19 protein-coding genes are annotated in these 20,822 nt (G+C 71.9%); 10 read left to right on the top strand and 9 right to left on the bottom strand.

Annotated elements, in window-relative coordinates; genetic code table 11:
- The first annotated feature begins 17 nt into the window (after positions 1 to 17).
- Complete coding sequence (locus AB0M29_RS16150; RefSeq protein WP_365382946.1) at positions 18 to 1,067, top strand: LLM class F420-dependent oxidoreductase; 1,050 nt, start codon at positions 18 to 20, stop codon at positions 1,065 to 1,067.
- Between the two features lie 148 nt (positions 1,068 to 1,215).
- Here the strand turns inward: AB0M29_RS16150 and AB0M29_RS16145 are convergent, their stop codons facing one another.
- From AB0M29_RS16145 to AB0M29_RS16110, 8 genes are all read right to left on the bottom strand, one after another.
- Positions 1,216 to 2,385 (bottom strand): nucleotide disphospho-sugar-binding domain-containing protein, encoded by a 1,170-nt coding sequence (locus tag AB0M29_RS16145; RefSeq protein WP_365382944.1) that lies wholly within the window; start codon positions 2,383 to 2,385, stop codon positions 1,216 to 1,218.
- A 12-nt stretch (positions 2,386 to 2,397) separates the two neighbouring features.
- The gene (gene rfbB / locus AB0M29_RS16140) at positions 2,398 to 3,378 is read right to left on the bottom strand and encodes a dTDP-glucose 4,6-dehydratase (RefSeq protein ID WP_365382942.1); all 981 of its coding nucleotides are present in this window, start codon (positions 3,376 to 3,378) and stop codon (positions 2,398 to 2,400) included.
- Between the two features lie 18 nt (positions 3,379 to 3,396).
- The gene (gene rfbA / locus AB0M29_RS16135) at positions 3,397 to 4,284 is read right to left on the bottom strand and encodes a glucose-1-phosphate thymidylyltransferase RfbA (RefSeq protein WP_365382940.1); all 888 of its coding nucleotides are present in this window, start codon (positions 4,282 to 4,284) and stop codon (positions 3,397 to 3,399) included.
- Positions 4,281 to 4,889 (bottom strand): dTDP-4-dehydrorhamnose 3,5-epimerase, encoded by a 609-nt coding sequence (gene rfbC, locus AB0M29_RS16130; RefSeq protein ID WP_365382938.1) that lies wholly within the window; start codon positions 4,887 to 4,889, stop codon positions 4,281 to 4,283. The genes rfbA and rfbC overlap by 4 nt, the downstream gene beginning before the upstream one ends.
- Before the next feature lie 52 nt (positions 4,890 to 4,941).
- Positions 4,942 to 6,051, bottom strand: coding sequence for a DegT/DnrJ/EryC1/StrS family aminotransferase (locus AB0M29_RS16125; protein ID WP_365382936.1), 1,110 nt, complete (start codon positions 6,049 to 6,051; stop codon positions 4,942 to 4,944).
- A gap of 76 nt (positions 6,052 to 6,127) precedes the next feature.
- Positions 6,128 to 7,174, bottom strand: coding sequence for an NAD-dependent epimerase/dehydratase (locus AB0M29_RS16120; RefSeq protein WP_365382934.1), 1,047 nt, complete (start codon positions 7,172 to 7,174; stop codon positions 6,128 to 6,130).
- Positions 7,171 to 8,631, bottom strand: coding sequence for an NDP-hexose 2,3-dehydratase family protein (locus AB0M29_RS16115; protein ID WP_365382933.1), 1,461 nt, complete (start codon positions 8,629 to 8,631; stop codon positions 7,171 to 7,173). The genes AB0M29_RS16120 and AB0M29_RS16115 overlap by 4 nt, the downstream gene beginning before the upstream one ends.
- 476 nt (positions 8,632 to 9,107) lie before the next feature.
- The gene (locus AB0M29_RS16110) at positions 9,108 to 9,719 is read right to left on the bottom strand and encodes a hypothetical protein (RefSeq protein ID WP_365383106.1); all 612 of its coding nucleotides are present in this window, start codon (positions 9,717 to 9,719) and stop codon (positions 9,108 to 9,110) included.
- Positions 9,720 to 9,956: 237 nt separating this feature from the next.
- On the opposite strand from AB0M29_RS16110, the gene AB0M29_RS16105 reads away from it, so the two are divergent.
- From AB0M29_RS16105 to mshC, 4 genes are all read left to right on the top strand, one after another.
- Positions 9,957 to 10,691 carry a histidine phosphatase family protein gene (locus tag AB0M29_RS16105; protein ID WP_365382931.1) on the top strand — a complete coding sequence of 245 codons (735 nt, stop codon included), beginning with the start codon at positions 9,957 to 9,959 and terminating at the stop codon, positions 10,689 to 10,691.
- A 96-nt stretch (positions 10,692 to 10,787) separates the two neighbouring features.
- Positions 10,788 to 11,378 (top strand): DUF3090 domain-containing protein, encoded by a 591-nt coding sequence (locus tag AB0M29_RS16100; protein ID WP_365382929.1) that lies wholly within the window; start codon positions 10,788 to 10,790, stop codon positions 11,376 to 11,378.
- Positions 11,342 to 12,199, top strand: a complete 858-nt coding sequence (locus tag AB0M29_RS16095; protein ID WP_365382927.1) for an SCO1664 family protein — start codon at positions 11,342 to 11,344, stop codon at positions 12,197 to 12,199. The genes AB0M29_RS16100 and AB0M29_RS16095 overlap by 37 nt, the downstream gene beginning before the upstream one ends.
- Positions 12,200 to 12,265: 66 nt before the next feature.
- Positions 12,266 to 13,495, top strand: a complete 1,230-nt coding sequence (gene mshC / locus AB0M29_RS16090; protein ID WP_365382925.1) for a cysteine--1-D-myo-inosityl 2-amino-2-deoxy-alpha-D-glucopyranoside ligase — start codon at positions 12,266 to 12,268, stop codon at positions 13,493 to 13,495.
- Positions 13,496 to 13,567: 72 nt separating this feature from the next.
- On the opposite strand, the gene AB0M29_RS16085 is transcribed toward mshC, so the two are convergent.
- A complete protein-coding gene (locus AB0M29_RS16085; RefSeq protein WP_365382923.1) occupies positions 13,568 to 14,554 on the bottom strand; it encodes a PAC2 family protein in 987 nt (328 codons plus the stop codon).
- A gap of 356 nt (positions 14,555 to 14,910) precedes the next feature.
- Here AB0M29_RS16085 and AB0M29_RS16080 point away from each other — a divergent pair, with 356 nt between their 5' ends.
- From AB0M29_RS16080 to AB0M29_RS16060, 5 genes are all read left to right on the top strand, one after another.
- A complete protein-coding gene (locus AB0M29_RS16080; RefSeq protein WP_365382921.1) occupies positions 14,911 to 16,227 on the top strand; it encodes an L-fuconate dehydratase in 1,317 nt (438 codons plus the stop codon).
- Positions 16,224 to 17,024 (top strand): SDR family oxidoreductase, encoded by an 801-nt coding sequence (locus AB0M29_RS16075; protein WP_365382919.1) that lies wholly within the window; start codon positions 16,224 to 16,226, stop codon positions 17,022 to 17,024. The genes AB0M29_RS16080 and AB0M29_RS16075 overlap by 4 nt, the downstream gene beginning before the upstream one ends.
- A 127-nt stretch (positions 17,025 to 17,151) precedes the next feature.
- Positions 17,152 to 18,189, top strand: a complete 1,038-nt coding sequence (locus AB0M29_RS16070) for a sugar ABC transporter substrate-binding protein (RefSeq protein ID WP_365382917.1) — start codon at positions 17,152 to 17,154, stop codon at positions 18,187 to 18,189.
- Positions 18,190 to 18,196: 7 nt separating this feature from the next.
- Positions 18,197 to 19,777, top strand: a complete 1,581-nt coding sequence (locus AB0M29_RS16065) for a sugar ABC transporter ATP-binding protein (RefSeq protein ID WP_365382915.1) — start codon at positions 18,197 to 18,199, stop codon at positions 19,775 to 19,777.
- Positions 19,774 to 20,811, top strand: coding sequence for an ABC transporter permease (locus tag AB0M29_RS16060; protein ID WP_365382914.1), 1,038 nt, complete (start codon positions 19,774 to 19,776; stop codon positions 20,809 to 20,811). The genes AB0M29_RS16065 and AB0M29_RS16060 overlap by 4 nt, the downstream gene beginning before the upstream one ends.
- Positions 20,812 to 20,822: the final 11 nt, after the last annotated feature.

Below are 20,822 nucleotides of genomic sequence, written 5' to 3'. Positions count from 1 at the left end.
GTATTAAGGGGAGCGGTATGCGGCTCGGGATCAACCTCGGCTACTGGGGTGCCGGGATGGACGCGGACAACCTCGCCGTCGCCCAGGAAGCGGACCGGCTGGGCTACTCGGTGTGCTGGGCGGCCGAGGCGTACGGCTCCGACGCACCCACCGTGCTCTCGTGGGTGGCCGCGCAGACCGAGCGGATCGACGTCGGCTCGGCGATCTTCCAGATCCCCGCGCGCACCCCGGCGATGACCGCGATGACCGCCGCGACGCTCGACTCGCTCTCCGGCGGCCGCTTCCGGCTCGGCCTCGGCGTGTCGGGGCCGCAGGTCTCCGAGGGCTGGTACGGGGTGAAGTTCGACAAGCCGCTGTCCAGGACGCGCGAGTACGTGGAGATCGTCCGCAAGGCGATGTCCCGCGAGCGGCTCAGCTACGAGGGCGAGCACTGGACGCTGCCGCTCCCCGGCGGCCCCGGCAAGCCGATCAAGCTGACCGTGCACCCGGAGCGCGAGTACATCCCGCTCTACATCGCCGCGATCGGCCCCAAGAACCTGGAGCAGACCGGCGAGATCGCCGACGGCGCGCTGCTGATCTTCCCGTCCGCCGCGCACCTGGAGGACACCGCGCTGCGGCACATCCGCGCGGGCCGTGAGAAGGCGGGCCTGACGCTGGACGGCTTCGACGTCAGCCCGACCCTGCCGCTCGCCCTCGGCGACGACGTCTCGGCGCTCGCCGACATCTTCCGCCCGTACACCGCGCTGTACGTCGGCGGCATGGGCAGCCGCAAGCAGAACTTCTACAACCAGCTCGCGCAGCGCATGGGGTACGAGAAGGAGGCCGCCGAGATCCAGGACAAGTACCTGGCGGGCGACAAGAACGGCGCCGCGGCCGCCGTGCCGCAGGCCCTGATCGACTCCACCTGCCTGCTCGGCTCCACGGCCCGGATCGCCGACCGGATGCGCGAGTACGCCGAGGCGGGCGTGAACACCCTCAACGTCACCCCCGCGGGCTTCACCCTGGACGAGCGGATCGCCGGGCTGCGGGCCGGAGTCGAGGCCCTGGAGCAGGCCGGCCTCGCCTGACGCCCCTCGCCCCTCCGGGACGTCCGCGAAGTCCCCGGACACGACGGATGTCCCCGGACATGCCGGATGTCCCCGCCGGGCGGTGTGCCGCCGCCCGGCGGGGACAGGGGAGAGGACCGGCCCGCGCGGACCGGTCCCGTGGTCCGGTTCAGCGCCCGCGGGCCGCCGCCAGTCCGGTGAGCTGCTCGACCACCGCGTGCGGCGCGGGCATGGCCGCCATCTCGTCGGCGACCTCCTCGCTCACCAGCCGGTACGACGGCGACTCCAGCACCTCCCGCAGCGCCTTGCCCACCTGCTCGGCGGTGATCCCCGCCTGGCTCACCGCGACACCGCCGCCGCGCCGGCTCAGCACCATGGCGTTGATCGGCGAGTCCGCGGTGGCGGACGGCAGCGCGACCTGCGGGATACGGGCGTTGAACGCGCTGAACATCGAGTTCATACCGGCGTGGTGGACCAGCGCGTCACAGCGCGGCAGCAGGCTGCTCAGCGGCACGAAGTCCACCACCTTCACCCGCTCGGGCAGCGGCCCGGTGATCGCGGTCAGGTCGACGCCGCCCGCGGCCAGCACCACCTCGGCGTCGACGTCGGCGGTGCCCTCCAGCACCGCCCTGAGCACCCCGGGCCAGCCCTGGGCGTTGGTCGCGGTGCCCATGGTGACGGCGATCCGCGGCCGGTCGGACTTCCGCAGCGCCCAGTCGGGCACCTCGCCCGAGCCGTTGTACGTGATCGGCCGCACCGGCAGCACCGGGAAGGGCACGTCGCCCGGCGCCGTCGGGCTGTACTGCTCCAGCGAGGCCGGGCCCAGGCTCACCTCGGCGTCGGCGTGCGCCGGGAACTCGGTGACGCCCAGCCGCTGCACGAACGCCGGCGGCTCGTCGGCCATGTACGGCACCGCCGGGTACCGCAGCCCGATGCCGTGCAGCACCGCCAGCGCCCCCGAGGCGCGGGCGGCGAGCATCCCCCAGGGCAGCCAGGCCGGGGTGACGACGATGTCGGCCTCCCAGCCGCGTGCGGTGTCGACCAGACCGGGCAGCAGCAGCTGGCCGATCTCCGACATCACCCCGATGAAGGCTTTGACGCCCTCCTCCTGCGGCAGGTGGTGGTTGGCCGGGTCGGACAGGAAGCGGCGGTGCGGCGCGCCGAGGTCGTTGCCGCTCGTGGCGTCGATCACCGGTATCCCGGCGCCGGCCGCGGTCTTGAGGGTCACCCCGCCGCCCGCGAAGAGCACCTGGTGACCGGCCAGCCGGGCCGCCTGGGCCAGCGGGATCATCGGCGTGGTGTGCGAGAAGGTCGGCGTGGTGGTGAACAGGATGCGCATGGCTTCTCCTTGTCAGGGTTGCGGGTGCCGCAGCAGCGGCTGCCACCAGGAGCGGTTCTCCCGGTACCAGCGCACCGTGGCGGCCAGGCCGTCCGTGAGAGCCACGCGCGGCGCGAAGCCCAGCTCGGCCCGGATCTTCGAGGCGTCGACCGAGTACCTGAGGTCGTGGCCCTTGCGGTCGGCGACGCTCTCGACCGCCGACCAGTCGCGCCCCAGCAGCGCCAGCAGCCGTTCGGTGAGCCCGGTGTTGGACAGTTCGCTGCCGCCGCCGATGTGGTAGACGCCGGGTGTGCCCTTGGCCGCCACCAGGGACACCGCCCGGCAGTGGTCGTCCACATGGATCCAGTCCCGGACGTTGCGGCCGTCGCCGTACAACGGCACCCGGCCGCCGTCCAGCAGCCGGGTCACGAAGAGCGGGATGACCTTCTCCGGGTACTGGTACGGCCCGTAGTTGTTGGAGCAGCGGGTGACGCAGACCTCCAGGCCGTGGGTGCGGTGGAAGGCCAGCGCCATCAGGTCGGAGGCGGCCTTGGACGCCGCGTAGGGGGAGTTGGGGGCCAGCGGGGCGTCCTCGGTCCACGAGCCGTCGGCCACCGAGCCGTACACCTCGTCGGTGGAGATGTGCACCACCCGCACGCCGCCCGCGTCGGCCGCGGCCCGCAGCAGGGTGTGGGTGCCCAGCACATTGGTGCGGACGAACGCGTCGGCGTCCTCGATCGACCGGTCCACATGGGTCTCGGCCGCGAAGTTCACCACCAGGTCCGTACCGCGCAGCAGCGCCGCCATCAGCTCGCCGTCGCAGATGTCGCCCTCCACGAACCGGTACCGCGGATGGCCGGCGACGGTCGCGAGGTTGGCGGGGTTCCCGGCGTACGTGAGCTTGTCGAGCACCACCGTCTCGGCGTCCGCCAGCTCCGGGTAGGCGCCGGAGAGCAGTTGCCGGACGAAGTGCGAACCGATGAAACCGGCACCGCCGGTCACGAGTACCCGCATGGGACGGCTCCTTCGGTGTCAGGCGGAGGTCATGGCCCCGCTGCGGTGGGCGATCTCCTGCACATACGTGCCGTACGCGGTGCCCGCCATCTCCTGGCCGAGCCGGTAGCACTGCTCCGCGGTGATGAACCCCCGGTGCAGCGCGACCTCCTCGACACAGGCGATCCACTCGCCCTGGCGCTGCTCGACGAGCTGCACGTACTGGCCCGCGTGCAGCAGCGAGTCGTGGGTGCCCATGTCGAGCCAGGCGAAGCCGCGGCCCAACTCGGTGAGATGCGCCCGGCCCTGGGCCAGATAGGCCCGGTTGACGTCGGTGATCTCCAGCTCGCCGCGTGCGGAGGGCGTGACGTTCTTGGCCACGCCGATCACGTCGTTGTCGTAGAGGTAGAGGCCGGTGACCGCGAGGTTGGACTTCGGGCGTAGCGGCTTCTCCTCCAGCGACAGCAGCCGTCCGTCGGCGTCGATCTCGCCGACGGCGTAGCGCTGCGGGTCGGAGACCCGGTAGCCGAACAGCGCCACACCGTCCAGCGCCGCGGTGGCCTCGCCGAGCATCAGCGAGAAGCGCGGCCCGTGGAAGATGTTGTCGCCGAGCACCAGCGCGACCTGGTCGTCGCCGACGAAGTCCGCCCCGATGATGAGGGCTTCGGCGATGCCGTTGGGCTGGTCCTGCTCGGCGTACTCGACCCGCAGGCCCAGCCGCGAGCCGTCGCCCAGCAGGTCGCGGAACATCTCGGAGTGGTCGCGCGACGAGATCACCAGGATCTCCCGCACACCCGCCAGCATCAGCACCGACAGCGGGTAGTAGATCATCGGCTTGTCGTAGACCGGCAGGATCTGCTTGGACAGCGTCGCGGTCAGCGGCCGCAGCCGGGTCCCGCTGCCGCCCGCGAGGATGATGCCCTTCATGCCGTCGTCCCCGACTGCCGCCGCCCGATCTCCAGGCTGCGCCGGTAGTCGGGGAGCATCCCCCGCTCCCTGGCCTGGGCGAGGGTGGGCGCGGCGATGTCGCGCTCGGAGAAGATCGGCGCGATGTCCCGCGGGATCGGCAGGTTCAGCGCGGGGTCGGTGACCGAGATCGCCAGCTCGTACTCCGGCACGTAGCTGCTGGTGATCATGTACGACATCACCGTGTCGTCCTCCAGGGCGACGAAGGCGTGCCCGAGGCCGACCGGGAAGTACAGCGCGCGGAAGTCGTTCTGGTCCATCAGCACGGTGTCCCACTGGCCGAAGGTGGGCGAGCCGACGCGGATGTCGACCACGATGTCCAGGGCCGCGCCGCGCGGGCAGTACACGTACTTGGCGCAGCCGGGCGGTGTGGTGGTGAAGTGCACGCCGCGGACCACACCGCGGCGGGATCTGCTGTGGTTGCTCTGGGCGAGCGGGAAGGTCCCGCCGGTCGCCTCGGTGAAGGCCGGCCCCTGGAAGGGCGAGAGGAACAGCCCGCGCTCGTCGGGAAAGACGTCGGGTGTGAATTCCAGGGCCCCCGACACCGACAGTTCACGTACTTTCATGTCAGCTCCGTCGCTGATGGCTGAGACGAGTGAGTGGTGGCGGCGCTTGGCACTACAGGGACGCGAGGACTTCGCGGAGCGCCGCGATGACCTTGTCCTGGAGTCCGGCGGACAGTGACGGGTACATCGGCAGCGAGAAGATCTCGCCCGCCAGCTTCTCCGTCACCGGCAGCGACCCCCGCGCGTATCCGAGGTGGGCGAACCCGGTCATGGTGTGGACCGGCCACGGATAGCTGATGTTGAGGTGGATGTCGTACGCCTTGAGGCGCTCGATGATGTCGTCGCGGCGCGGGTGCCTGACCACGTAGACGTAGTAGACGTGGTCGTTGCCCGCCGCGACCCGCGGCAGCCGCAGCGCGGTGTCGGACAGGCCCTCCTCGTACCGCCGCGCGACCTCGCGGCGCCCGGCCACATAGGCGTCGAGGCGGGGGAGCTTGCGGCGCAGGATCTCGGCCTGCACCTCGTCCAGACGGCTGTTGTGGGCCGGGGTCTGCACGGTGTAGTAGGTCTTCTCCATGCCGTAGTAGCGCAGTTTGCGCAGCTCCGCGTCGATCTCGGGCCGCGAGGTGAGCACCGCGCCGCCGTCGCCGTACGCGCCGAGGACCTTGGTCGGGTAGAAGGAGAAGGCCGCCGCGTCGCCGGTGGTCCCGGCGAGCACCCCGTGGTGCCGGGCGCCGTGGGCCTGGGCGCAGTCCTCCAGCAGCGCCAGCCCGTGCCGCTCGGCCAGCGCCCGCAGCGGCGCGAGGTCCACGCACTGCCCGTAGAGGTGCACCGGCAGCAGGCACTTGGTGCGCGGGGTGATGGCCGCCTCGACGCGGTCCACGTCCATCAGGAAGTCGTCCTCGCGGACGTCGACGAAGACCGGGGTGGCGCCCGCGCCGTCGATGGCGACCACGGTCGGCGCCGCGGTGTTGGAGACGGTGACCACCTCGTCGCCGGGGCCGATCCCCAGTGCCTCCAGGGCCAGTTTGATCGCGTTGGTGCCGTTGTCGACACCCGTGCAGTGCGCCACCCCGTGGTAGGCGGCGAACTCCTCCTCGAACCCCCGCACGCTCTCGGCCAGCACCAGCCGGCCGGAGCTGAAGACCTTCTCGACGGCGCCGAGGATGTCCTCGCGCTCGTTCTCGTACTCGGGCAGGTAGTCCCATACGTAGGTGGACACGCTTTCCCCTTCTCGCGGTCGCCGGATGCTGGTCGACGGATGATGGTTCGCCGGACGCCGTACGCCGATGGGAGCGCTACGGCCGCTCCGGCAGGTCGCCTGCCAGGGCCGCCAGGGTGCGGTCCAGGCCCTCCGCCAGCGCGACGGCCGGGTACCAGCCGGTCGCCTCGCGGAACGCGGCGGAATCGATGGTCACGCTGCGGAAGTCCGTCTCCGGCGCGTGGGCGGGCGGCTCCACCGCGACCACCGGCACCGGGGCGCCCCCGGTACGGGCCGCGGCGCCCGCCGCCAGGGCGCGGAACACGTCGCCGAGCGCGTCGCCGCGGCCCGCGCCCAGCAGCCAGGACCGGCCCGCGAGCCGGTCGCCGTGGTCGAGGGCGGCCGTGAACGCCGCCGCGATGTCCGCGATGTGCACCAAGTCCCTGCGGACCGTGCCGTCGTGCCACATCGTGATCGGCTCACCGGCCAGTGCCCGCCGCGCCATCGCCGCGACCACCCCGCGGTCGGCGGTACCGGGCACCGTGCCCTCACCGAAGACCGTCGGCAGCCGCAGCCCGACACCGCGCACCCGCCCGGCGGCCGAGGCCGCCAGCAGCAACCGCTCGGCCCGCAGCTTCTGTTCGTCGTAGACGGTCGCCGGGCGGTCCGGCTCGGTGCCGTCGAGCGGCTCCCGCGGCGGCACCCCGACCTGCGAGGCGGCGCCCGCGTACACCACCAGCGGCGGTCGGCCGCCGTCCGCGGGGTCCGGCGGGAGCAGGTCGAGCAGGTCGGCCATCACACCGACGTTCACCCGCTCCCCGCCCGGCCGCTCCGCCGCCCGCCAGCCGCCCTCGCACAGCAGCGTGTGGACGACCGCGTCCGCCCCCTTCACCGCGCGGGCCAGCGTCTCGCGCTCGGTCAGGTCGGCGGTCACCACCTCGATGTCGGCGCGGGCGCCCGGCGGTACGGGGGCGGCCCGGCGGGCCACCGCCCGTATCCGGATGTCCCGCCGGGCCAGCCGGGCCAGCACCGCGGAGCCGACGAACCCGGTGGCACCGAGTACCACCACCAGCGGCCCCGCGCCGCCCCCGTCGGAAGGCGGGGCGCCGGGGTCCGTCGCTCCGCGGTGCGTCTGTGGGGTCATGCCGTGCTGCCTTCCTCGACGGTCGCGGCGCCCTCGGCGGGAGCGGCGAGCAGGCTGTAGAGGCAGGCCACGAGACTGCGGGCCTGCACGTTCAGGTAGTGGCAGTGCCGCAGCAGCCCGGCGAGCTGGTGCACCGGCATCCAGCGGTAGTCGGGGTGCCGGTGCACCGTGTCGGTCTCGACGATCAGATGCCGGTTGCTCACCTGGAAGAAGCGGCCGCCCTCGTCGGACAGCGCGGTGTCGAAGCGGACCGCCTCCGGCGGAGCGCCCAGCACCTCGTCGAGGAACGCCGGGCGCCCCGCGGCGGGCAGATGGGCGTAGTTGCCCGGGGTGCACTGCACGGTCGGCGCCAACTCCGCGACATCCACCAGGCCCGGCTCGACCCGCAGGTGCATCAGGGCGTGCAGCACCCCGTCGATGCGGGTCACCAGCAGCCCGTGCAGCCCGTCCTCACCGGTGGTCAGCATCGGCTGGGTCCACCGGCCCACCTCGCGGCCCGCAGACTCCACGCGGACCCCGATCACCTCGAAGAAGCCGCCCGACTCGTGGCGCACACTGCCGTCGCTGCGCCGCCAGCCCGCCAGTTCCCCCAGCGGCGCGGGCGCCACGGACATCTCGGTGCGGCTGCGCACCTCGGTGATCCACGAGCGGATCTCGCGGTCGGGGTGGTGGCTGCCCGCGGCCGGATCGCAGGACCGCAGCAGCGCCGCGGTGAACTCCCCGAAGCGCGCGGCGCCGTCGGCTCCGCGGCCGTCGGCGGCGCCGGCCGCCCCCGCGGCGAACGGCAGGCAGGACAGCACGGTGCGGGTGTCCATGTTGATCAGGTCGTCGCGGCGCAGCAGTTGGAGCACCTGGCCGAGCGGCAGCCAGTCGAAGCCGTCCAGCACCTCGACGTCCTCGGTGGTCGTGACGATCATGTTGCGGTTCCGCTTGCGCAGGAACCACGCGCCCTGCTCGGACTGCCGTACGTCGGCCAGCACCCGGTCGGGCGGGGTGTCGCGGAAGTGGTCGAGATAGGGGACGGCCTTCCCGCCGTGCACCCCGGTGAAGTTGCTGCGGGTGGCCTGGACGGTGGGGGAGATCTGCAGACCGCCGCGGTTGCCGGGTTCGGCCTTGAGCTGCATCAGCAGATGCGGCACCCCGTCGAACTCCCGCACCAGGATGCCCAGGATGCCGGTCTCCGGCTGGTTGATGATCGGCTGGAACCACCCCGGGACCGGGGCGTCGGTGACACTCGCCCGCAGCCCCTCGATCGAGAAGAACTTCCCCGTGCGATGCCGTATCCAACCGTTTTCCGGATCGCTGTACCAGTTATCGAGAGAATCTAATGCTATGCGTTCCGTATGAGTATAGATTCGCTCGCCGGCCGCTCTCACTCGCGCGTGGAACTCGGCGAGACCGACCGGGTCGGGTTCCTGTGACAGTAGGGGTATCTCCAGCGCATCGACTGACGACATCACATCTCTCCAGGTGGGAGCCGCTCAGAGCACGGTCATCCGCCCTCGCGGGCATGCGGGATCGCGGAATCAGGCCTACCGGTCCGGTCTCTTCTCTCTGGGCTGGGGCGGATACCGCGTGGCGGCCGAGAGATCTTGCTCTCGGGTCGATGACCTCGGGCTGGAATTAGGCACAGCTCGTCCGCCCAAAAAACCGTGACACGGGCCGGATGTCGATGTCAACCCTGAAGTGGATAACCGGTAAGGTGACAGAACATATCCCATCCGTAACACTCTGTGGGAATGGAGGCCACCCCTTACGGGGAACTCCCGGGCGCGTTTCACCAGGTCGGACCGGGTCCGGGTGTCACGGAACCAGGGTCAACCGGAATCCATTACGGATCATGTCCGGTCATGAATTCAGTGGCTTCGAGCCGGGAATTCACTGTTCCGTTACGTATGGACTCCGTAGTAACTTGGGTATGCCCGGGAGGGCGCTAGCTGGGAACCAGCCGTCCGAGCAGCCGCCCGAAGTCGATCAGCCGGGCTATCTGGCCGGGGCCGCCATCGTCCAGCGACTTGCTGAAACGGAAGGCTTCGGGGCGGAATCTGGCGGAGGCCACCGGCAGCGGCGAGTCCGGGTCGGTCTGCACGGCGCTCAGCTCGTGCGGCATCGCGGTGGCCAGCACCAGATAGACCCCCCGGTCGATCCGGCGCCCCGACTCGTCCCGCCCCACCAGGGTGCGCATCCCGACATGGCCGATCGAGTCCAGCGGCAGCACCTGGACCGAGGAGTCGAGTACGGTGCCGCCCGGTGCCTTCTCGTCGGCCAACTCCTCGCTGTGCCACAGGATCAGCCGCCGCCCGTCGCACACCGCGGCCTCCTGCCAGACCGAGGCACCGGCCTCCGTCAGGTCGACCACCCGCTCCAGGGTGAAGCCGCGCACCCGGCGGCGGCCGAGCACCCCCTCGATGGCGTCCAGCGCGACATCCGCGTGCAGGAAGTAGACCCCCGCGGCATCCTCGAGACCCGTGTACGGAGACCAGTCCGCCCCCGCGGGACCCGCCCGGTGCGCGGTCGGACGGCTCCTCGTCGCCTTGCTGAACATCTCCACCCGCTTCGCGATCCCGACGCTGTCCCACCACCGGGCCCCGCCCTCGGGCCCAACTGCCGTGGGCCCCTCGACCCTTGCTAGACCTTACCCAGGGGCTAGGACAGCGAGGGGTACACGGGAGACAGCGGATCGCGGAATTCCGCGGCCGTGGTGGGGGCTCGGGGGGATCTTCCCCGCCACGGCCGTCACCCAGCACAACGGCCCGGCCCGCGAAGGGTTACGGTGGCGGGCATGCCCACCGTGATCCTCGTCCGGCACGGCCGGTCGACCGCCAACGCCGACGGAGTGCTGGCCGGCTGGAGTCCGGGCGTCGCCCTGGACGACACCGGCCGGGAGCAGGCCACCGCGCTGGCCGCCCGGCTCGGCCCGCTGCCGCTGGCCGCCGTCGTCAGCAGCCCGCTGCAGCGCTGCCAGGAGACCGTGCGCCCGCTGCTCGACACCCGCCCCGAGCTGCCGCTGCACACCGACGACCGGATCGGCGAGTGCCACTACGGCGACTGGACCGGCCGCAAGCTGTCGGAGCTGGCCGACGAACCGCTGTGGGCCACCGTCCAGCGCCACCCCTCGGCCGCGGTCTTCCCCGGCGTCGAGGGCGAGTCGCTGCGGGCCATGCAGGCCCGCGCGGTCGACGCCGTACGCGACTGGAACGCGCGGATCGAGCAGGAGCACGGACCCGACGCGCTGTACGTGGTCTGCTCGCACGGCGACATCATCAAGTCGCTGGCCGCCGACGCCCTCGGCATGCACCTCGACCTCTTCCAGCGGATCAGCACCGACCCGTGTTCCGTGACGGTGATCCGCTACACCCCGCACCGCCCGTTCCTGCTGCGGCTCGGTGACACCGGCGACCTCACCCCGCTCACCCCGCCCCCGCCGTCCGGGACCGGAGCGACCGCCGCGGGCACCGGCGGAGACGCGGCCCGCAGCGACGACGCCGTGGTCGGGGGCTCCACAGGCGCCTCGTGATCAGCTTCCGCAGTAGGGTGGTGGACCGGCAGCGCAACGCTTGAGTCCCCCCGCCGCTGACCCACCAGCCGAACAGTCGAGCAAACGGAGCAGGACGTGCCCCGTCAGGTCTTCTTCTACGAGCAACCGGACCGATTCGTGGCCGGAACCGTCGGCCAGCCGGGCCAGCGGACGTTCTTTCTGCAGGCCACCGCCTCGGGCCGGACCACCAGCGTCGCGCTGGAGAAGACCCAGGTGGCCGCGCTCGCCGAGCGGATCGACGAGCTGCTCGACGAGGTGGTGCGCAGGACCGGCGGCAGCGCCCCGGTGCCCGCGGTCGCCCCGACGGAACTCGCCGACTCCGCCCCTTTGGACGCGCCCGTCGAGGAGGAGTTCCGGGTCGGCACCATGGCACTTGCCTGGGACGGCGCCCACGAGCGGATGGTGATCGAGGCGCAGGCGCTGGTCGAGCTGACCGGCGACTCCGAGGACGACCTGGAGGCGGCCGAGGAAGAGCTGCTCCAGGACGACGAGAACGGCCCCCCGCTGCTGCGCGTCATGCTGACCGGCGCCCAGGCCCGCTCGTTCGCCAAGCGCGCCCTCGACGTGGTCTCCGCCGGCCGCCCGCCCTGCCCCCTGTGCAGCCTCCCCCTGGATCCGGAAGGACACGTATGCCCGCGTCAGAACGGGTACCGGAGGTCGGCCTGACCCCGGTCACGGAGGCGCTCACCCATGGTGAGCTGACCGTACGAGGCCGGATCCGCGAGGCCTCCAACGCCGTGCTGTACTGCGAGACCGTCCACGAGGGCCGCACCCTGGCCTGCGTGTACAAACCGGTGGCCGGGGAGCGGCCGCTGTGGGACTTCCCCGATGGCACCCTGGCCCAGCGCGAGGTCGCCGCCTACCTGGTCTCCGAGGCCACCGGCTGGGGCCTGGTGCCGCCGACCGTGCTGCGCGAGGGACCGTACGGCGAGGGCATGGTCCAGCTGTGGATCGAGGCCGCGCAGGACGGCGAGGGCGACGGTGACGGCGGGGCGGACGGCGAGGGCGCGCCGCAACTGCTGGCGCTCACCGACGTCGGCGAGCCCGCGCCCGGCTGGAAGGCGGTCGTCGAGGCGCAGCTGGAGGAGGGCCGCAGCGCGCTTCTGGTGCACGCCGACGACATACGCCTGCGGCGCCTGGCCGTACTTGACGCCGTCATCAACAACGCCGACCGCAAGGGCGGCCATCTGCTCCCCGCCGCCGACGGACGCCTCTACGGCATCGACCACGGCGTGACCTTCCACACCGACGACAAGCTGCGCACCCTGCTGTGGGGCTGGGCGGGCGAACCGCTGCCCGCCGAGTCCGTCACCGTACTGGAGGCGCTGTACGCGGAGCTGTCCGGGGCCCTGGGGGAGCGGCTGCGCGAGCTGATCACCGAGGACGAGACCGAGGCCGTACGGGCCAGGACCGGCCGGCTGCTGCGGACCGGCATCCATCCCGTGCCCAGCGGCGAGTGGCCGTCGATCCCCTGGCCACCGGTCTGATCGTCCCAGGGCCGACTGGACGGCTCCGGGTCGTTTGCCGGTGGGACACCCGGTTAATCTCATGACATGCATGCCTGGCCCGCTTCCGACGTCCCCGCCCTTCCCGGCACCGGACGCGCTCTCCGTCTCCACGACACCGCCACCGGTGGCCCGCTGACCATCGACCCGGGCCCCGTCGCCCGGATCTACGTCTGCGGGATCACCCCCTACGACGCCACCCACCTGGGGCACGCGGCCACCTACAACGCGTTCGACCTGGTGCAGCGCGTGTGGCTCGACACGAAGCGGCAGGTCGAGTACGTCCAGAACGTCACCGACATCGACGACCCGCTGCTGGAGCGGGCCGACGCCACCGGCGACGACTGGACGGCGCTCGCCGAGCGGGAGACCGCGCTCTTCCGCGAGGACATGACGGCCCTGCGGATGCTGCCGCCCGCCCACTACGTCGGCGCGGTCGAGGCCATACCCGGCATCGTGCCGCTGATCGAGCGGCTGCGCGCCGCGGGCGCGGCGTACGAACTCGGCGGCGACATCTACTTCTCCGTCGAGTCCGACCCGGACTTCGGCAAGGTCTCCGGGCTCGACGCCACCGCGATGCGCATCCTGTCCGCGGAGCGCGGCGGCGACCCGGACCGGCCGGGCAAGAAGAACCCGCTGGACCCGATGCTGTGGCTGGCCGCCCGCGAGGGCGAGCCGAGCTGGGACGGCGCCTCGCTGGGCCCCGGCAGGCCCGGCTGGCACATCGAGTGCGTGGCCATCGCCCTCGACCACCTCGGCATGGGATTCGACGTCCAGGGCGGCGGATCCGACCTGGCCTTCCCGCACCACGAGATGGGCGCCTCGCACGCGCAGGTGCTGACCGGCGAGTACCCGTACGCGAAGGCGTACGTGCACGCCGGGATGGTCGGGCTCAACGGCGAGAAGATGTCCAAGTCCAAGGGCAACCTGGTCTTCGTCTCCACCCTGCGCCGTGACGGCGTGGACCCGGCGGCGATCCGGCTGGCGCTGCTGGCACACCACTACCGGGCGGACTGGGAGTGGACCGACGCGGTGCTCGACGAGGCCCAGCGGCGGCTGGCCCGCTGGCGCGCCGCCGTCTCGCGGCCCGACGGGCCGTCCGCCGACGCGCTCCTGGAGCAGATCCGCGAGGCGCTCGCCGACGACCTCGACGCGCCCGGCGCGCTGGCCGCCGTCGACGCCTGGGCCGCCGTCCAGGAGACGGAGGGCGGCACCGACACCGGCGCCCCCGGCCTCGTCTCCCGCGCGGTGGACGCGCTGCTCGGCGTGGCCCTGTAGCACCACCCGCGGCCGAGAGGGCGCCCGCCGGCCGGCGGGCGCCCTCTCGCGCTGTGCGGACCGCGGGGACCGCTAGTCGTCGTCCGAGGTGTCCGCGTCGTCGGCGTCGGCGTCGTCCTTCTCGTCGGTGTCCGTGCCGGTCTCGGCGCGCGGCGGCTGCGGGCGGTCGCGGAACTGCGGCACCCCGCCGTCGCCCTCGCTGGCGTACTCCCCGGCCTGCGGGTCGCGGCGGCGCAGATAGCGCTCGAACTCCTTGGCGATGGCCTCGCCCGACGCCTCGGGCAGCTCGGCGGTGTCCCGCGCCTCCTCCAGGGTCTGTACGTACTCCGCGACCTCGCTGTCCTCGGCCGCGAGCTGGTCCACGCCGACCTGCCAGGCGCGGGCGTCCTCGGGGAGTTCGCCCTGCGGGATCCGCAGGTCCAGCAGGTCCTCCAGCCGGTTGAGGAGGGCGAGGGTGGCCTTGGGGTTGGGCGGCTGCGACACATAGTGCGGGACCGCGGCCCACAGGCTCACCGCCGGGATGCCCGCGTGCGTGCAGGCTTCCTGGAGGATGCCGACGATGCCGGTGGGCCCTTCGTAGCGGGACTCCTCCAGGCTGAGCGCGGTGGCCAGGTCCGGGTCGGAGGTCACCCCGGTGACCGGGACCGGGCGCGTGTGCGGGGTGTCGCCGAGCAGCGCGCCCAGCACCACGACCATCTCGACGCCCAACTCGTGGGCGAAGCCGAGGATCTCGTTGCAGAACGAGCGCCACCGCATGCTCGGTTCGATACCGCGTACCAGGACCAGGTCGCGGGGCTTGGGCGACTGGATCCTGACCACGGACAGCCGGGTGGTGGGCCAGACGACGCGGCGTACCCCGGCGTCCATCCAGACGGTGGGCCGGTTGACCTGGAAGTCGTAGTAGTCCTCGGCGTCGAGCGCGGCGAAGACCTCGCCCTTGAACTCCCGGTCCATGTGGCCGACCGCGGTGGAGGCTGCGTCCCCGGCGTCGTTCCAGCCCTCGAACGCGGCCACCATGACCGGGTCGATGAGCTCGGGTACCCCCTCCAGCTCGATCACCCAGCGCCTCCTTCCGGCCGGAGGGGGCGGTGCCGTCCCCGTACCGGCTGCTGTTCTCTTACGTGCGGCACCAGCCTACGGCGTACCACGGCGGCTGCCGCAGTCCTCGTAGGAGGATGATCCCCAGGGTGCGGGCGTGTACGCCCCGGGCCCGGCGGCCGTCGCGGGCGCGTCCCGGGCGGAGCGGCCGGTTCCGCCCCCGGCGCGGCCCGAGAGCGCGCGTTCTGCCATGGCGGCCGGTCAGACATCCGATCTGTTATCCACGAGATTTGCGTATCCCCTGGACATGCGGGTGAGCATCCGGCTATACATCGGATCACAGAGAAAAGATCCGATGTCTAGTGATGGGGGTGTACATGAGTCCGACCATTACCGAGGTCGATGTGTACGACATCCGCTTTCCGACCTCGGAGCAGCTCGACGGCTCGGACGCCATGAACCCCGACCCCGACTACTCCGCCGCCTACGTGATGCTCCGTACGGACTCGCCCGGCGGTCTGGCGGGGTACGGACTGTGCTTCACGATCGGGCGCGGCAACGATGTCGTGGCCGCCGCGGTCAAGGCACTCCGACCCTATGTGGTCGGACGCTCCGTGGACAGTGTCACGGGCGATCTCGGCGGGTTCTACCGGTTGCTCACCCACGACTCCCAACTGCGCTGGCTCGGCCCGGAGAAGGGCGTGATGCACATGGCGGCCGGCGCGGTGGTCAACGCCGCCTGGGACCTGGCCGCCCGGCAGGCGGGCAAGCCCGTCTGGGAGCTGCTCGCGGGGATGAGCCCCGAGCAGCTCGTCGACCTGGTCGACTTCCGCTACCTCAGCGACGCCCTGACCCGCGAGGAGGCGCTGGACATCCTGCGCCGCGCCGAGCCCGGTCGGGCGGCACGCGCCGCGGAGATGCGCCGCGACGGCTACCCGGCCTACACCACGGAACCGGGCTGGCTCGGCTACTCCGACGAGAAGCTGACCCGGCTGGCCAAGGAGGCCGTGGCCGAGGGCTTCACCCAGATCAAGCTCAAGGTCGGCGGCAGCGTCGAGGACGACGTGCGCCGGATGCGGCTGGCCCGCGAGGCGGTCGGCCCCGACATCCGGATCGCCGTCGACGCCAACCAGCGCTGGGACGTGGCCCAGGCGGTGGACTGGATGCGCGAGCTGGCACCCTTCGACCCGTACTGGATCGAGGAGCCCACCAGCCCCGACGACATCCTCGCGCACGCGGCGATCCGCGCCGGGCAGCCCGTCAGGGTCGCCACCGGCGAGCACGTCGCCAACCGGGTGGTCTTCAAGCAGCTCCTCCAGGCCGGCGCGGTGGACTTCGTCCAGATCGACGCCGCACGGGTCGCCGGGGTCAACGAGAACCTCGCCATCCTGCTGCTCGCCGCCAAGTTCGGCGTGCCCGTCTGCCCGCACGCCGGCGGCGTGGGCCTGTGCGAGCTGGTCCAGCACCTGTCGATCTTCGACTACGTGGCGGTCTCCGGCAGCCTCACCGGCCGCGTCATCGAGTACGTCCCGCACCTCCACGAGCACTTCACCGACCCGGTGGTGATGGACCGCGGGCGCTACCGGGCCCCTGCCGCTCCCGGCTTCTCCGCCCGTATGGTCCCGGAGTCGCTCGCCGACTACCGCTACCCGGACGGACCGGTGTGGCTGGCCCGACAGGAGCTCACCCGATGACCACCGCGCCCACCCCCGGCCCCGCCTCCGGGCAGGACCTCGCCGGACTCACCGCACTCGTCACCGGTGGCGCCTCCGGGATCGGCGCCGCGACCGCCGCGCTGCTCACCGCCCGCGGCGCCCGGGTCGCCGTACTCGACCGCGAGCCCTCGGGCGCCCCGGCGGGCACCTTCCCGGTCACCGCCGACGTGACCTCCGACGACGCGGTGCGTACCGCGGTCGACACTGCCGTACGCGAACTGGGCTCGCTGCACATCCTGGTGAGCAACGCCGGGATCGGCGCCATCGGCACCGTCGAGGACAACGCCGACGACGAGTGGGCGCGGGTGCTCGACATCAATGTGCTCGGCATGGTGCGGGCCGCCCGCGCCGCGCTGCCGCATCTGCGGAAGGCCGCCGCCGCCCGGCCGGGCACCGCCTCCATCACCCACACCTGCTCCATCGCCGCGACCGCGGGACTGCCCCAGCGCGCGCTGTACAGCGCCAGCAAGGGAGCGGTGCTCGCGCTCACCCTGGCGATGGCCGCCGACCACGTACGCGAGGGCGTCCGCGTCAACTGCGTCAATCCGGGGACCGCCGACACCCCCTGGATAGGCCGGCTGCTCGACCAGGCCGAGGACCCGGCCGCCGAGCGCGCGGCCCTCAACGCCCGTCAGCCGCTGGGCCGGCTGGTCACCGCCGACGAGGTCGCCGCGGCCATCGTCTACCTGGCGAGCCCCGCGGCCGCCAGCGTCACCGGCACCGCGCTCGCCGTCGACGGCGGAATGCAGGGACTGCGCCTGCGCCCCGCCCCCTGAGACCCGGCGGGCGCCCGAACCGCCCGCCGTCGTACGTCCGCACCACCCAGCAGTGCCCGACCCGCAGAGCCGACAGAGCCGACAGAACCCAGAACACAGAACACGGGACAAGAAAGAGGAATCGACGATGAGAGTGCGCAGAACGACAGTGGCCGCCTGTGCCGCGCTCCTCGCCCTCACCGCGCTGGCCGCGTGCAACCGGGGCAGTGACAGCAAGGCGGGGACGTCGGGCAAGGTGGGTATCGACCTGCCCCGCTCCGACAGCGACTTCTGGAACTCGTACAACAACTACATCGAGAAGGGCGTCAAGGACGGCGTCGTCTCCGCGCTGCCCCGCAGCAACTCGCAGAACGACATCGGCAAGCTGGTCGCCAACGTCCAGACGTTCACCAACGAGGGCGCCAAGGCCATCGTGATGGCCCCGCAGGACACCGGCGCGATCGCCTCCACGCTGGACACCCTCGCCAAGAAGAACATCCCCGTCATCAGCGTCGACACCCGCCCGGACAAGGGCAAGGTCTACATGGTGGTGCGCGCCGACAACAAGGCGTACGGCACCAAGGCGTGCGAGTACCTGGGCCAGCAGCTCAAGGGCAAGGGCAAGGTCGTCGAGTTCGAGGGCGCGCTGGACTCCATCAACGGCCGTGACCGCTCCGAGGCGTTCGCCGCCTGCATGCAGACCGAGTTCCCGCACATCCAGCTGTTCCCGCTGGCCACGGACTGGAAGGGCGACGTCGCGTCGGCCAAGCTGCAGACCACGCTGGCCGCCAACCCGGACATCAACGGCATCTACATGCAGGCCGGCGGTGTCTTCCTGCAGCCGACCCTGGCGCTCCTGGAGCAGAAGCACCTGCTGAAGCCGCCGGGGACACCGGGCCACATCACGATCATCTCCAACGACGGCATCCCGGAGGAGTTCAAGGCGATCAAGGCCGGTCAGATCGACGCCACCATCTCCCAGCCCGCCGACCTCTACGCCAAGTACGCGCTGGCCTACGCCAAGGCCGCGCTCGCCGGGACGGTCCAGCACCCCGGCCCGACGGACCACAACTCGACCATCGTGGCGATACCCAACGGCCTGGAGGACCAGCTGCCCGCCCCGCTGGTGACCAAGGCCAACGTGGACGACCCCAGCCTGTGGGCCAACCAGCTCGGGAAGAGCTGAACCTGCCATGACCAAAGCCGTCGGATCAAGCAGCCTCGCCTCGCCGCCGCCCGCGGTCCACGCGGAAGGCGTCGTCAAACGCTTCGGGCCCACCGTCGCGCTGGACGGAGTGCGGATCACCGTCGCCGCGGGCGACTCGCACGCACTGGTCGGCCGCAACGGCGCGGGCAAGTCCACCCTCGTATCGGTACTGACCGGGCTGCAGAGCCCGGACGCGGGCCGGGTCGCCTTCCAGGGCGCACCCGCGCCCGCCCCGGGGGACACCGCCGCCTGGCAGTCCAAGGTGGCCTGCGTCTACCAGAAGTCGATGGTCGTACCGGACCTGACGGTCGCGGAGAACCTGTTCCTCAACCGGTTCGACAGCGGCCGCATCCGGTGGCCCAGGCTGCGCGAGAAGGCGCGCGACCTGCTGGCCGAGTACGGCGTGGACGTCGACCCGGCCGCCCGCGCCGGTGACCTGACCGTCGAGCAGGGGCAGTTCGTCGAGATCGCGCGCGCCCTGTCCTTCGGCGCCCGCTTCATCATCCTCGACGAGCCCACCGCCCAGCTCGACGCGGGCGGCATCGAGCGGCTCTTCACCAAGCTGCGCGAACTCCAGCGGCAGGGCGTGGCGTTCCTGTTCATCTCGCACCACCTGCAGGAGGTCTACGACCTGTGCAGCACGGTGACGGTCTACCGGGACGCCCGCCATGTGCTCACCGCGCCCGTCGCGGAACTGGGCAAGGCGGAACTCGTGGAGGCCATGACGGGGGAGGCGGGCCAGGCGGCGTCGGCCTGGCACGCGCCCGCCGCGAAGGGCGGGCGGCCCCTCGAAGCGGCGCAGGGCGCCGGCGTCGAGCCGGTGCTCAGCGCCGAGGCGCTCGCGCTCGACGGCGTCTTCCGGCCGATCGACTTCGCGGTGCGGCCCGGCGAGGTGCTGGGCCTGGCCGGGGCGACGGCCAGCGGCAACACCGCGCTGGGCGAGACCCTGGTGGGCCTGCGCAAGCCCACCGCGGGCCGCACCACGGTCAACGGCAGGGCGGTGCGCCCGGGCAGCGTGCCGCACGCGCTCGGCGCGGGCATCGGGTACGTCCCCGAGGACCGGCACCGCCAGGGCCTGGTGCCCGGCCGCAGCGTCGCGGAGAACGCCACGCTCACCGTGGCCGACCAGCTCGGCCCGTACGGCACCGTACTGCCGTCGCGGACCCGGGCGTTCGCCCAGCGCATGATCGACTCGCTGGACATCAAGACCTCGGGGCCCGCCCAGTCGGTCTCCGACCTGTCGGGCGGCAACCAGCAGAAGGTCGTCATCGCGCGGGCGCTGGCCCGCGACCCGCGGGTGCTGATCGCGATCCGCCCCACCGCGGGAGTGGACGTGAAATCGAAGGACGCGCTGCTCGGCGTCGTCCGGTCAGTCGCCGACCGCGGCGACGCGGCCGTGGTCGTCTCCGACGAACTGGACGACCTGCGGGTGTGCGACCGGGTGATCGCGCTGTTCCACGGCACGGTGATCGCCGAGTTCGGCAGCGGATGGACCGACCGGGACCTGGTCTCGGCGATGGAGGGACTGCCCGCGGGCGCGGGCGGCGAAAAGGGAGCCGAGTCATGAGCGACACCACCCAGCTGAGCGCCGAACTGGCCGCGCCCGACCGGGCACGCAGCCCCTCGCCGCGGTTCCAGCTCGCCCGCTACCGGGACCTCTCGCTGATCCCGGTGATCTTCGTCCTCGGCGTGATCGGCTTCATCGTCTCGCCGGTCTTCCTCACCTCCGACAACCTCATCGGCGTCCTCCAGCAGACCACCGAACTGAGCCTGCTGGTGCTCGCCGAGGCGATGATCCTGATCTGCGGCCGGATGGACCTGTCGCTGGAGTCGACGATCGGCGTCGCGCCGGTCATCGCGATGTGGCTGGTGATGCCCAGCAGCGGACCCGCCACCTTCCACGGCATCGGCCTGTTCCCCGGCTGGACCTCGATCCCGCTCTGCCTGCTGGTGGGCCTGGCCATCGGCGCCTTCAACGGCTTCCTCATCCTCAAGCTGCGGGTCAACGGCTTCATCGCCACCCTGGGCATGCTCACCATGCTGCGCGGCCTCCAGGACGGCGTCGCCCAGGGCAAGTCCATCGTCGAGGTGCCGGACTCCTTCTCCTACCTCGGAAAGGCGTCCTGGATCGGCGCCCCGGCCGCCGTCTGGATCTGCCTGGTGCTCTTCGCGATCGGCGGCGCCGCGCTCGGGTACCTGCGGCACGGCCGCGCGCTGTACGCGATCGGCGGCAACAAGGAGGCCGCTCGCGCGGCCGGTATCCGGGTCGACCGCATCACCTGGATCGTGCTGGCGCTCGGCGGGCTGCTCGCGGCCTTCGCCGGTGTGCTGTACGTCGGCCACTACGGCGCGATCTCCGCCACCCAGGGCGACGGCTGGATCTTCCAGGTCTTCGCCGCCACCGTCATCGGCGGCGTCAGCCTCAACGGCGGCCGCGGCACCCTGTTCGGCGCCCTGACCGGTGTCATCGCGCTGCAACTCGTGGTGAACGTGACCACTCTCGGCGGAGTGCCGCCGCTGTGGGACAAGTTCCTCTACGGTGCCATCATCATCGTCGCGCTGATCATCTCCCGCTTCGCCAGCGGCGAGAAGCAGGACTGAGCGGGACCGCC

This window comes from Streptomyces sp. NPDC051976, assembly GCF_040680795.1.
Classification (GTDB): domain Bacteria; phylum Actinomycetota; class Actinomycetes; order Streptomycetales; family Streptomycetaceae; genus Actinacidiphila.
Note: the sequence above shows the minus strand (reverse complement) of the source record. Positions and strands in the feature narration are given on the sequence as shown.

Excerpts from the sequence above, each read along its gene's own strand:
- AB0M29_RS16070 (WP_365382917.1), top strand. The coding sequence starts at position 17,152 with ATGAGAGTGCGCAGAACGACAGTGGCCGCCTGTGCCGCGCTCCTCGCC.
- AB0M29_RS16060 (WP_365382914.1), top strand. The coding sequence starts at position 19,774 with ATGAGCGACACCACCCAGCTGAGCGCCGAACTGGCCGCGCCCGACCGG.
- mshC (WP_365382925.1), top strand. The coding sequence starts at position 12,266 with ATGCATGCCTGGCCCGCTTCCGACGTCCCCGCCCTTCCCGGCACCGGA.
- AB0M29_RS16105 (WP_365382931.1), top strand. The coding sequence starts at position 9,957 with ATGCCCACCGTGATCCTCGTCCGGCACGGCCGGTCGACCGCCAACGCC.
- AB0M29_RS16065 (WP_365382915.1), top strand. The coding sequence starts at position 18,197 with ATGACCAAAGCCGTCGGATCAAGCAGCCTCGCCTCGCCGCCGCCCGCG.
- rfbB (WP_365382942.1), bottom strand. The coding sequence starts at position 3,378 with ATGCGGGTACTCGTGACCGGCGGTGCCGGTTTCATCGGTTCGCACTTC.
- AB0M29_RS16095 (WP_365382927.1), top strand. The coding sequence starts at position 11,342 with ATGCCCGCGTCAGAACGGGTACCGGAGGTCGGCCTGACCCCGGTCACG.
- AB0M29_RS16115 (WP_365382933.1), bottom strand. The coding sequence starts at position 8,631 with ATGTCGTCAGTCGATGCGCTGGAGATACCCCTACTGTCACAGGAACCC.
- AB0M29_RS16145 (WP_365382944.1), bottom strand. The coding sequence starts at position 2,385 with ATGCGCATCCTGTTCACCACCACGCCGACCTTCTCGCACACCACGCCG.
- AB0M29_RS16110 (WP_365383106.1), bottom strand. The coding sequence starts at position 9,719 with ATGTTCAGCAAGGCGACGAGGAGCCGTCCGACCGCGCACCGGGCGGGT.
- rfbC (WP_365382938.1), bottom strand. The coding sequence starts at position 4,889 with ATGAAAGTACGTGAACTGTCGGTGTCGGGGGCCCTGGAATTCACACCC.
- AB0M29_RS16075 (WP_365382919.1), top strand. The coding sequence starts at position 16,224 with ATGACCACCGCGCCCACCCCCGGCCCCGCCTCCGGGCAGGACCTCGCC.
- AB0M29_RS16120 (WP_365382934.1), bottom strand. The coding sequence starts at position 7,174 with ATGACCCCACAGACGCACCGCGGAGCGACGGACCCCGGCGCCCCGCCT.
- rfbA (WP_365382940.1), bottom strand. The coding sequence starts at position 4,284 with ATGAAGGGCATCATCCTCGCGGGCGGCAGCGGGACCCGGCTGCGGCCG.
- AB0M29_RS16150 (WP_365382946.1), top strand. The coding sequence starts at position 18 with ATGCGGCTCGGGATCAACCTCGGCTACTGGGGTGCCGGGATGGACGCG.
- AB0M29_RS16080 (WP_365382921.1), top strand. The coding sequence starts at position 14,911 with ATGAGTCCGACCATTACCGAGGTCGATGTGTACGACATCCGCTTTCCG.